Here is an 11,054-nt window from a genome sequence, read left to right on the forward strand (position 1 = left end):
GATGAAACAGAGGCTGCAATTTTTCGGCGCGGCGCCGGAGATCATGAAGGCGGTGTCAGCGCTCAACAAGGCAGTCGACGAATGCGGGCTCGAAAAAAGCCTGTTGCATCTGATCAAGCTCAGGGCGTCGCAGATCAACGGCTGCTCGTATTGCGTCGAGATGCATAGCCGCGAAGCGCGCCGCGACGGCGAAAGCGAGCAGCGGCTCTATCTCGTCTCCGCCTGGAAGGAATCGCCGCTGTTTTCAGAGCGCGAACGCGCGGCCTTGGCCTGGACCGACGCGCTGACCAGGATTGCCGACAACGGTGTGTCGGACGAACTCTATGCAAGGACGCTCGAGTATTTCTCGGAAGAGGAGCTGGTCAAGCTCTCGGTTGCGCTCGGCATGATCAACACCTGGAACCGGCTTTGCGTTCCGTTCCATGCAATCCATCCGATGCCAGCGGTCATGGCCGCTTGAGGACCAGGCGCACGGCCTTGGGCCGCGCGCCTCTTTTCCAAGGACCGACAGCATGTTTTCAAACTTTGATAGTGAGATTCTATTCGCCGCCCGCCTGCTGCTTGGCGGCGCCTTTGTCTTTGCCGGCCTGCGCAACATCCAGAATGCGGCGTTGGTGAGCCAATTGATGACGACGCGCGGCGTGCCGCAGGCGCGGCCGGTGCTGTGGCTGGGGATCGTCCTGCAGATCATCGCCGGAGCGTTGGTGATCGCGGGCATCTGGACCGCTGCGGCGGCGGCATGCCTGATCCTGTTCCTGGTTTTTGCTACGCCGATGTTCCATAATTTCTGGGATCATCAGGGGCCCGAGCGCGCGTCCCGCATCAACGGCTTTGTCGGCAACGTCGCGCTGACCGGAGGATTTCTGGCGCTGATCGCGCAGTCGCTTTGACAACGACTGATGCCTCTTGGAGGCAGCCGCTCACGCCGCATACCGCAAGCCGCCATCACAGGTCAGGACCTGGCCGGTGACGAAGCTGTTCGAAACCAGGAACGCAATTGCCTCGGCGACGTCCTCGGCGCGGCCGATGCGGCCGACCGGCGTCTTGCCGGCATACTCGGCAAACACCGCATGGCGCTGTTCATCGGGCAGGAAATCCCACCACGGCGTGTCGATGACGCCCGGCGCACGACATTAACGCGTAGCGGCTTCAGCTCCATTGCCAGGATCGGCACCACGGTCAGCAGCATGCCGTTGACGGCGGCGATGCCGGCGATACCCGGCGCCGACAATTGCGCCGACACCGCCGAGATGAAAGTCACCGAGCCGCTCTTGTTCAGGGTCGGCAAGGCGGCCTGCAGGCAGGAGAGCTGTGGCCGGACCTTCTCGTCGACGCCACCGCCGATGTCGGTCAGGTCAAGCGTTTCGAACGGACCGAGCCCCTTGCCGCCGCTGGCGGCCAGCACCAGGTGATCGAAAGGCCCGAGTTCGCTGAAGAACCGGCGAACCTCGTCCGGCTTCGCGGCGTCGAATGCAGCTTTTTCGACCGCGCCGCCAAGGCTTTGCCATGCATTGTCGAGCCTTTCCCGGTTGCGCCCGGTGATCGTCACCTTCATGCCCGGGCCAAGCAGCTTTTTCGCGGTGGCGAGGCCGATGCCGGAGGAGCCGCCGACGATCACGGCGTGCTGCGTTTTCTCGGTCATGAATTTTCTTTCTTCGATGTTGCGGAAGCGGGTGCGAGCGCGACAAGGCCGAGACTCAATTCACGCAACTGCTGCCTCGCCTTCGCGTCATAGGCTTGTGCATCGGCACGGGATTCCCTTTGGCCGTCGAAATAGAGGCCGCTTCGCCCTTCGAGTGCCGGCGATGTGGCGAGGTTGATGATGGCTTCGGCGCCGGTTTCGACCGAGCTCCACGGCGTGATGCCCGCCTGCCGCACCATCGTGGTGTTCATGTAGCTTGCCGGATGCAGGCTGTTGACGGTCACATTGGTGCCGTGCAGCTGCTCCGCCAGGTCGATGGTGAACATGATCTGCCCCAGCTTGCTCTGGCAGTAGGCACGGACGCCGTCATAGGAGCGGGTCAGCATGACGTCGTCGAAGTCGATCGCCTGCTGGCCGGCCGAGGCGACGTTGACGATGCGCGACGGCGCGCTGGACTTGAGCAGCGGCAGCAGCTCCGTGGTGAGCAGGAAGCCGGCGAGATAATTGACGGCAAAGCGCAACTCGTAGCCGTCGGCGCTAACCTGTCGTTTGGAGTTGGGGCCGGCTGTGCCGACGCCGGCATTGTTGATAAGGATATCGAGCCGCTTGGTCCTTGCGCGCACCGCCTCGGCGAGGCGGCGGACTTCCGCCAGGGAGGAGAGGTCGGCGACCAGCAGCTCGGCCTTGCCGCCGGCGGCTTCGATTTCGGCCACGGTCGCCTTGCCCCTAGTCGCGTCGCGGCCATGCACCAGGATACGGGCACCGCCGGCGCCGAGCCTTTGCGCGACGACGCGGCCGACGCCGTCGGTCGATCCTGTGATGAGGATTGTCCTATCTTTCAGTTCCATGTTCAGAGCCTCCATCTCATCGCTCTGAACGGAAAGATGGGGCACCGGCCACTTGCCAAACAGTTCAAACTTTATCCTGGTATCGATACTGCTATAATAGCACCGATGGATTCACCGACACACTCCGCCGAAGACAGCCGCCGCCGCGAGCTTGGCGTCTTTCTGCGCTCGCGGCGCGAAAGGCTGACGCCTTCGGCCACCGGCATTTCGACCGGCCTGCGCCGGCGCACGCCCGGGCTGCGGCGCGAGGAGGTGGCGATGATCGCCGGCGTCGGCACGACCTGGTACACCTGGCTGGAGCAAGGGCGCGACGTGCGGCCGTCCGTCGAGGTGCTGACGGCGCTCAGTCAGGCGCTGCGCCTGGACACGGCCGAGCAACGGCATCTGTTCATTCTTGCCGGCCGCCCGCAGCCGGAGCGTCGCGTCGACGCGCCGGAAAAAGTCGATGGCCCGTTGCTGCACATGCTGCAGAGCCTGGTCCTCCAGCCGGCCTATGTCCTTGGGCGGCGTTGGGACGTGCTGGCCTGGAATTCTGCCGCGGCAGCCGTGTTCGGCGACTATGGCCTGCTGGAGGGCGATGCCCGCAACATCGTCCATATGGTTTTCACCAGCCCGCAGCATCGGCGCCTGCTCGTCGACTGGGAGGAACTGGCGCGTGCCGTGCTGGCGTCATTCCGGGCGGAAAGCGCCAGATATGTCGGCGACCCGGATTTCGAGCGGCTGATCGCGCTGATGACGCGCTCGAGCCCGGAGTTTCGCGCATGGTGGCCGCTGCGCGATGTGGCTCGCAACCTATCGGGTGTAAAGCATGTCAGGCATCCGACGGCAGGCGCCATGGCGTTCGAGCATATGAGCCTTTCGATCGACGACGGCTCGGACATGAAGCTGATCGTCTACACGCCGCTCGCCGAGCAGAACTCGATCGCCAAGCTGCAGAAGCTGCTCGATGCGCTGCCGGCCGAGCGGCGCAGCGCGTGAGCCCAGCTTCGTCATCCTGGGGTCTGCGCTGCGTCGCTCCGCTCCTTGCTGCGCCCCAGGATGACGAAGCAATGGGGGAGGTTTGCGACAGCCGAGCTGCCTCAGCCCTTCGGCTTCAGCCCGTCGATGAACAGCTGCTCGAGAAACCTTGCGGCATCCTCGAAACGGCCGTCGCCGCCGCGATCGGGGCCGAGCACGGCGCGGACCTGCACGTCGAAATCGGCATAATGCTGCGTCGTCGCCCAGATCGAGAAGATCAGGTGCCAGGGGTCGGTGCGGGCAATCTTGCCGGCGCGCATCCAGCCCTTGATGACATTGGCCTTCTCGTCGACCAGCGTCTTCAACTCGCCTTCCAGCATCGGCATGATGCGCGGCGCGCCCTGCAGGATCTCGTTGGCGAACAGCCGGCTCTCGCGCGGGAAATCGCGTGCCATTTCGAGCTTGCGCCTGATATAGCTGCGCAGTTCGGTCAAGGGGTCGCCGATATCGTCGAGTTCGCGCAGCGGCGCCAGCCAGGTGTCGAGAAGCCGCTGCATCAGCGTCTTGTGGATGTCCTCCTTGCGGCGGAAATAATAGAGCAGGTTCGGCTTCGACATGCCGGCGGCTTCAGCGATCTGGTCGATTGTCGAGCCGCGAAAACCGTTGGTCGAGAAGACTTCGAGCGCCGCCTCGAGGATGAGCTCGCGCTTTTCCACCTGGATGCGGGTGCGGCGAGGAGCAGAGCTTTCGACCGCATCCGTCACCTCGAAAAACCTTCGCTGCGAGGAGTGTCTGGACCAATTCTCTGGACCAGTTTTTCTCCGCCCTGTGGAGCGCACTTCGAAAGCCGCATTTCCGCTAGTAATCCCTTGACCGCTGATAAGGCGGTGCTAACGTTTGTCCAACCGGTCAAAAATTTGCGTAGCACGAAAACGTCGCGAAGACCAAGTTGGAAAGACCAGGCGTTAGCCGCACCGAAACAGGTTACAAGGGGAAGTCTCGGTCATGTCCAACCGGCTGAAAGTCACGCCGAACGATCTCAGTGCATTCTGGATGCCGTTCACGGCAAACCGGCAGTTCAAGCAGGCGCCGCGCATGATGGTGTCGGCCAAGGACATGCATTACACGACCAGCGACGGGCGCAAGGTTCTCGACGGCACCGCCGGCCTGTGGTGCGTCAATGCCGGCCACTGCCGCCCGAAGATCACCGAGGCGATCCAGAGCCAGGCGGCCGAGCTCGACTATGCGCCGGCGTTCCAGATGGGCCATCCGATCGTGTTCGAGCTGGCGAACCGGCTGGTCGACATCGCGCCGAAGGGCATGGACCATGTGTTCTTCACGAATTCCGGCTCGGAATCGGTCGAGACCGCGCTGAAGATGGCGATCGCCTATCACCGCGCCAAAGGCGAGGGCTCGCGCACCCGTCTGATCGGCCGCGAACGCGGCTATCACGGCGTCAATTTCGGCGGCATCTCCGTCGGCGGCATTGTCACCAACCGCAAGATGTTCGGCACGCTGCTCGGCGGCGTCGATCACATGCCCCACACGCATCTGCCGGAAAAGAACTCTTTCACCAAGGGCGTGCCGGAGCATGGCGCGGAACTGGCGAACGAGCTGGAGCGCATCGTCGCCTTGCACGACGCCTCGACCATCGCCGCCGTCATCGTCGAGCCGGTTGCCGGTTCCACCGGCGTCATCCTGCCGCCGAAGGGCTATTTGCAGAAGCTTCGCGAGATCTGCACCAAGCACGGCATCTTGCTGATCTTCGACGAAGTCATCACCGGTTTCGGCCGTCTCGGTACGCCGTTTGCCGCCGACTATTTCGGCGTCACGCCGGATATCATGACCACGGCGAAGGGCGTCTCCAACGGCGTCATCCCGATGGGCGCGGTGTTCGTGAAGAAGGAAATCCACGACGCCTTCATGACCGGCCCCGAGCACATGATCGAGTTCTTCCACGGCTACACCTATTCGGGCAATCCGATCGCCTGCGCGGCAGCGCTGGGCACGCTTGACACCTACAAGGAAGAAGGGCTGCTGACGCGCGGCGAGGAACTGGCGCCGTACTGGGAGGACGCGCTGCACTCGCTGAAGGGCGAGCCGAACGTCATCGATATCAGAAACATCGGCCTCATCGGCGCGATCGAGCTGGCGCCGATCGCCGGCCAGCCGACGAAGCGGGCCTTCTCGGCTTTTGTGAAGGCGTTCGAGCGCGGTGCATTGATCCGCACCACCGGCGACATCATCGCGCTGTCGCCGCCGCTGATCATCACCAAAGGCCAGATCAACGAATTGATCGACCACGTGCGCGAAGTGCTGAGGGCGGTGGATTGAACCAGGTGCAGCTTTCCCTCCCCCTCGAGGGGAGGGTGGCCGCGAAGCGGCCGGGTGGGGTCGGCGCGGCAGCGCGCCAGCCTGACCTTCGGCCGCATAGGTGCCTGTGATGCCCTGGACCCGCGTGAGCTTCGAAATGCGCCAAAAGGCGCGCGCGCTTCGAGTACATGCGACCAAAGGCGAATCGCTGCTTTGGTATGAACTGCGCGAATTGAAATCGGCTGCGATGAAATTCCGGCGCCAGTGTCCGATCGGGCCTTATATCGTCGACTTTGCCTGCCTTGCGGTAAAGCTGGTCGTTGAAGTCGATGGTGATCTGCACGAACAGGTGAAGGGCAAACGGCACGACGCCGTCCGTGATGCCTATCTGCGGTCGCTCGGGTTCGATATCTTTCGCGTCGAAGAGCCCAATGTCATAAACAGCGCTTGGCATGTCGGACAGGTGGTCAAGGAGAAGGTCGCGCGCATGTCAGCCGACCCCACCCGACCGCTTCGCGGCCACCCTCCCCTCGAGGGGGAGGGGGACGCTGGCGTGCCACAACCAATGAGGTTTTAGAATATGGCCGCCCCCGGCGAGAATCTGCGAATCAATTCAGACCGTTTGTGGGATTCGATAATGGAGATGGCGAAGATCGGCCCCGGCATTGCCGGCGGCAATAATCGCCAGACCGTGACTGACGAGGACGGCGAAGGGCGGCATCTGTTCAAGCGCTGGTGCGATGAGGCGGGGCTCGAAATGGGCGTCGACGAGATGGGTACGATGTTTGCCCGTCGCGAAGGCACCGATGCCAGCCTGCCGCCGGTCTATGTCGGCAGCCATCTCGACACCCAGCCGACCGGCGGCAAGTATGACGGCGTGCTCGGCGTGCTCGGCGGCCTGGAGGTCGTGCGCTCGCTCAACGATCTCGGCATCAAGACTAAGCACCCGATCGTCGTCACCAACTGGACCAACGAGGAAGGCGCCCGCTTTGCGCCGGCGATGATGGCGTCCGGGGTGTTCGCCGGCGTGCTCGATCAGGCCGACGTCTATTCGCATGTCGACAAGGACGGCAAGAAATTCGGCGAGGAGCTCGAACGGATCGGCTGGAAGGGCACCGAGAAAGTCGGCGAGCGCAAGATCCACGCCTTCTTCGAATTGCATATCGAGCAGGGCCCGATCCTCGAGGACGAGGGCATCGACATTGGTGTCGTCACCCATGGCCAGGGACTGAAATGGCTGCAGGTGACGTTGACCGGCAAGGAGGCGCATACCGGCTCGACGCCGATGCCGAAGCGGCGCAATGCCGGGCTCGGCATGGCGCGGGTGATCGAATTGGTGCACGAGATCGCCATGGACTATCAACCCGACGCCGTCGGCGCGGTCGGCCATATGGAGGTCTATCCGAACTCGCGTAACATCATTGCCGGGCGCACCGTCTTCACCATCGACATCCGCTCGCCGGAAAAGGAGGTGCTGGACGCCATGGACGGCCGCATCCGCGAAGGCATCGACACGATCTGCGACGCGCTCGACATCAAATATCAAATCGAGCAGGTCGGCCATTTCGACCCGGTCACTTTCGACGCGGGCTGCGTCAAGGCTGTGCGGGATGCGGCGGAGCGCCTGGGATATACGCATCGCAACATCGTCTCCGGCGCCGGCCATGACGCCTGCTGGATCAACCGCGTCGCACCCACCGCAATGGTGATGTGCCCCTGCGTCGACGGTCTCAGCCACAACGAGGCCGAGGAAATCACCAAGGAATGGGCAGCGGCCGGCGCCGACGTGCTGTTCCATGCGGTCGTCGACACGGCGGTGATTGTCGAATGATGGGATAGCCTCGCAACGCCGCTCACAAGAAGCGCGAAGAGAATAAGGGAACAAGAAAATGTCCAAAGTCATCAAGAATGGCACCATCGTCACCGCCGACCGGACGTGGAAGGCCGATGTGCTGTTCAAGCACGGCAAGATCATCGGCATCAGCTCGGATTTGCATGGCGACCATGAGTTCGACGCCAGCGGCTGCTATGTGATGCCGGGCGGCATCGACCCGCATACCCATCTCGAAATGCCGTTCATGGGCACCTATTCGGCCGACGACTTTGAATCCGGTACCCGCGCGGCCCTTGCCGGCGGCACGACCATGGTCGTCGATTTCTGCCTGCCGGCGCCGCAGCAATCGCTGCTCGAGGCCCTGCAGATGTGGGACAACAAGACTTCGAAGGCGTCCTGCGACTATTCCTTCCACATGGCGATCAGCTGGTGGGGCAAGCAGGTGTTCGATGAGATGGCCACCGTCGTTGACAGGGGCATTACCTCGTTCAAGCATTTCATGGCCTACAAGGGCGCGCTGATGGTCGATGACGACGAGCTCTATTCGTCGTTCCAGCGCTGTGCCGATCTTGGCGCGCTGCCGCTGGTCCATGCCGAGAATGGCGACGTCGTGGCGGCGCTGTCGCAGAAGCTGCTGGCGGCGGGCAACAGCGGCCCGGAGGGACACGCCTATTCGCGCCCGCCTGAAGTCGAAGGCGAGGCGACCAACCGCGCCATCATGATCGCCGACATGGCCGGTGTGCCGCTCTATGTCGTGCATGTCTCCTGCGAGCAGGCGCACGAGGCCATCCGCCGGGCGCGGCAGAAAGGCATGCGGGTGTTCGGCGAGCCGCTGATCCAGCACCTGACGCTCGACGAGAGCGAATATTTCAACAAGGACTGGGACCATGCGGCGCGCCGTGTCATGAGCCCGCCCTTCCGCAACAAACTGCACCAGGATTCGCTGTGGGCCGGCCTGCAGGCCGGATCGCTGCAAGTGGTGGCGACCGACCATTGTGCCTTCACCACCAAACAAAAGCGCAACGGCGTCGGCGACTTCACCAAGATCCCGAACGGCACGGGCGGGCTCGAGGATCGTTTGCCGGTGCTGTGGACGACCGGCGTCAAGACCGGCCGGCTGACGATGAACGAGTTCGTCGCGGTGACCTCGACCAACATCGCCAAGATCCTCAACATGTACCCGAAGAAGGGCGCCATCGTCGAAGGCGCGGACGCCGACATCCTCGTATGGGACCCGAAGCGCAAGAAGAAGATCACGGCCAAGAAGCAGCAGTCGGTGATCGACTACAATGTCTTCGAAGGTTTTGAGGTAACCGGCCTGCCGCGCTTCGTCTTCTCGCGCGGCGAACTGTCGATCGAGGAAAACGAGGTCAAGGCGAAGCCCGGCCATGGCGAGTTCGTCGCTCGCGAGCCGAACGCGGCGGTCAACCGGGCGCTGTCGACGTGGAAGGAAATTTCCGCGCCGCGCAAGGTGGAACGGACGGGCATCCCGGCGACGGGCGTTTGAGCTTGGCGAGCCACGGAGCGATTATCTCAATGGCCGCGGTGATCCTTGCCGCCGGGCCGGCGGCGGCTGACGTCCTTGCCGGCTCCTTTGGCAATGAGGTCGGTTGCGCTGGTGTACGGCTCGGTTATCAGGACAGCGACGATTATGTCGTGCTGACCGCCGACGGCGTCGAAACCTATGGCAGCGGCTGCCAGTTCGCACAGCGACTGACGACGGCGCCTGGCACCCTGTTGTTGAGCTCCACCTGTTTCGCCGAGGGCGAGGAGGGCACGACCACGGATGTCGTCAAGGTCATCAACAGAGGAGGGGACGGTTTCTTCGTGACCATTCCCGGCCTTGAAGAGATAGGACCGCTGAAATCATGTTCGTGACGGTGCCGATGACGACCGCTGCCTCGATGCCGGCGTCAGGCGACCAACCCGTCCAGTTCCGGCAGCAGGACGACGCTTTCCTTTTCGTTGGGATCGGTGCGGGCAATGACCGCCGAGGCGGGGCCGTCGCTCAGATTGGCCGGCAGATGCGGCACGCCGGGGGGAATATAGAAAAGATCGCCGGCCTTGACCACGATATGCTGTTCGAGCCGGTCGCCATACCAGGTATGGACTTCGCCGGAGAGCACATAGATCGCGGTTTCATGGTTTTCGTGCATATGCGCCTTGGCGCGGGCACCCGGCGGCATGGTCAGCAGATGCATGCAGATGCCGGACGAGCCGACTGTTTCGGCGGCGATACCGGCGAAATAACTCAGGCCCTGCTTGCCTTCATAAGAGCTTTCAGGGCGGATAAGATGGCAAGTCGGTTTGGGCGACATCGGGGCAACTCCGGGCGTCTATCTGATGGGACAAGGGCGCGTAGAACTGGGGCGCATAGAACTGGGGCGAGTAAAACTGCGGCGAGTAGGACTGGGCGAGTGGAAAGCAACATCGGGGTAAAATCAATGGGATTCCGGCCGGCGCCGCAGTGGCCGGAAGCGACAGGCTACGGCCGATGACGGGAGTATCGCCAGCCGTTGTTTCGGCAAGCAAGCTTGGCCTGACCTTCCAGACCAATGATGGTCCGGTACAGGCGCTGTCGAATGTCGACCTGACGATCGGCAAGGGGGAATTCGTGTCCTTCATCGGGCCCTCCGGCTGCGGCAAGACGACCTTGCTGCGCGTCATCGCCGATCTGGAGAAGCCGACATCGGGAGCCATCTCCGTCAACGGCATGACGCCCGAGCAGGCGCGCCAGAGCCGCGCCTATGGCTATGTCTTCCAGGCGGCCGCACTTTATCCGTGGCGCACGATCGAGCGCAATGTGGCACTGCCGCTGGAGATCATGGGCCTGTCCAGGGCGGAGCAGGCGGCGCGCATCAAGCGAACCCTCGACCTTGTCAACCTCAGCGGCTTCGAGAAGAAATACCCCTGGCAGCTTTCGGGCGGCATGCAGCAGCGCGCCTCGATCGCGCGGGCGCTCGCCTTCGACGCCGACCTTTTGTTGATGGACGAGCCGTTCGGTGCGCTGGACGAGATCGTGCGCGACCACCTCAACGAACAGCTGCTGGAGCTTTGGGAGCGGACCAACAAGACCATCTGCTTCGTCACCCATTCGATCCCCGAGGCGGTCTATCTGTCGACGCGCATCGTCGTCATGTCGCCGCGTCCGGGCCGCGTCAGCGACGTCATAGAATCGACGCTGCCGAAAAAGCGGCCGCTCGATATCCGCGAGACGCCGGAGTTCCTGGCCATCGCGGCACGCGTGCGGGACGGGCTGAGGGCAGGGCACAGCTATGATGATTGAGCGGGATGAGCTCCCTCCTCTCCCCAGCGGGGCTAGCGGGGCCACCCATGCCTTCGTCATCCTAGGGCGGAGCAGCCGCGAAGCGGCCTGCGCAGACCCTAGGATCCATATGTGGACGGCGCCCTGCCTGCAACGGTTGTTTTGCGTCGTTTTCGATCGCTTGCGTCCATATGT

The 11,054-nt window shown here is 63.2% G+C and carries 12 protein-coding genes and 1 pseudogene; 9 read left to right on the plus strand and 4 right to left on the minus strand.

What is annotated here, in order from left to right:
* The first annotated feature begins 1 nt into the window (after position 1).
* The gene (locus NKH16_RS21250) at positions 2-460 is read left to right on the plus strand and encodes a carboxymuconolactone decarboxylase family protein (protein WP_352700215.1); all 459 of its coding nucleotides are present in this window, start codon (positions 2-4) and stop codon (positions 458-460) included.
* A gap of 52 nt (positions 461-512) precedes the next feature.
* On the plus strand, positions 513-890 hold the full coding sequence (locus tag NKH16_RS21255; RefSeq protein WP_352621815.1) for a DoxX family protein: 378 nt from the start codon (positions 513-515) through the stop codon (positions 888-890).
* 30 nt (positions 891-920) lie between these two features.
* On the opposite strand, the pseudogene NKH16_RS21260 reads toward NKH16_RS21255, so the two are convergent.
* Both NKH16_RS21260 and NKH16_RS21265 read right to left on the minus strand, forming a co-directional pair.
* Positions 921-1,642: pseudogene (locus NKH16_RS21260) on the minus strand (SDR family oxidoreductase).
* A complete protein-coding gene (locus tag NKH16_RS21265) occupies positions 1,639-2,490 on the minus strand; it encodes an SDR family NAD(P)-dependent oxidoreductase (RefSeq protein ID WP_352901661.1) in 852 nt (283 codons plus the stop codon). The pseudogene NKH16_RS21260 and the gene NKH16_RS21265 overlap by 4 nt, the downstream one beginning before the upstream one ends.
* 105 nt (positions 2,491-2,595) lie before the next feature.
* Here NKH16_RS21265 and NKH16_RS21270 point away from each other — a divergent pair, with 105 nt between their 5' ends.
* Positions 2,596-3,468 (plus strand): helix-turn-helix transcriptional regulator, encoded by an 873-nt coding sequence (locus tag NKH16_RS21270; protein WP_352747525.1) that lies wholly within the window; start codon positions 2,596-2,598, stop codon positions 3,466-3,468.
* Positions 3,469-3,569: 101 nt separating this feature from the next.
* On the opposite strand, the gene NKH16_RS21275 is transcribed toward NKH16_RS21270, so the two are convergent.
* A complete protein-coding gene (locus NKH16_RS21275) occupies positions 3,570-4,211 on the minus strand; it encodes a TetR family transcriptional regulator C-terminal domain-containing protein (protein ID WP_352503191.1) in 642 nt (213 codons plus the stop codon).
* A 241-nt stretch (positions 4,212-4,452) separates the two neighbouring features.
* On the opposite strand from NKH16_RS21275, the gene aptA reads away from it, so the two are divergent.
* The 5 genes from aptA (at position 4,453) to NKH16_RS21300 (ending at position 9,472) form a co-directional block, all read left to right on the plus strand.
* Entirely contained in the window at positions 4,453-5,781 is a 1,329-nt protein-coding gene (gene aptA, locus NKH16_RS21280) for an omega-aminotransferase AptA (RefSeq protein WP_352471500.1), read from the plus strand.
* 109 nt (positions 5,782-5,890) lie between these two features.
* A complete protein-coding gene (locus NKH16_RS21285) occupies positions 5,891-6,337 on the plus strand; it encodes an endonuclease domain-containing protein (RefSeq protein WP_352747528.1) in 447 nt (148 codons plus the stop codon).
* A 3-nt stretch (positions 6,338-6,340) separates the two neighbouring features.
* Positions 6,341-7,591 carry a Zn-dependent hydrolase gene (locus tag NKH16_RS21290; protein ID WP_352747530.1) on the plus strand — a complete coding sequence of 417 codons (1,251 nt, stop codon included), beginning with the start codon at positions 6,341-6,343 and terminating at the stop codon, positions 7,589-7,591.
* A gap of 58 nt (positions 7,592-7,649) precedes the next feature.
* Positions 7,650-9,101, plus strand: a complete 1,452-nt coding sequence (gene hydA / locus NKH16_RS21295; RefSeq protein ID WP_352747533.1) for a dihydropyrimidinase — start codon at positions 7,650-7,652, stop codon at positions 9,099-9,101.
* A 29-nt stretch (positions 9,102-9,130) separates the two neighbouring features.
* The gene (locus tag NKH16_RS21300; protein ID WP_031211553.1) at positions 9,131-9,472 is read left to right on the plus strand and encodes a hypothetical protein; all 342 of its coding nucleotides are present in this window, start codon (positions 9,131-9,133) and stop codon (positions 9,470-9,472) included.
* A 35-nt stretch (positions 9,473-9,507) separates the two neighbouring features.
* On the opposite strand, the gene NKH16_RS21305 is transcribed toward NKH16_RS21300, so the two are convergent.
* Complete coding sequence (locus tag NKH16_RS21305) at positions 9,508-9,912, minus strand: cupin domain-containing protein (RefSeq protein ID WP_352453397.1); 405 nt, start codon at positions 9,910-9,912, stop codon at positions 9,508-9,510.
* A gap of 176 nt (positions 9,913-10,088) precedes the next feature.
* Between NKH16_RS21305 and NKH16_RS21310 the strand changes: the two genes are divergently transcribed.
* Positions 10,089-10,880, plus strand: a complete 792-nt coding sequence (locus NKH16_RS21310; protein WP_352453396.1) for an ABC transporter ATP-binding protein — start codon at positions 10,089-10,091, stop codon at positions 10,878-10,880.
* The last annotated feature ends 174 nt before the right edge of the window (positions 10,881-11,054 follow it).

Source organism: Mesorhizobium sp. M1307 (genome assembly GCF_040318155.1).
Taxonomy (GTDB): Bacteria; Pseudomonadota; Alphaproteobacteria; order Rhizobiales; family Rhizobiaceae; genus Mesorhizobium.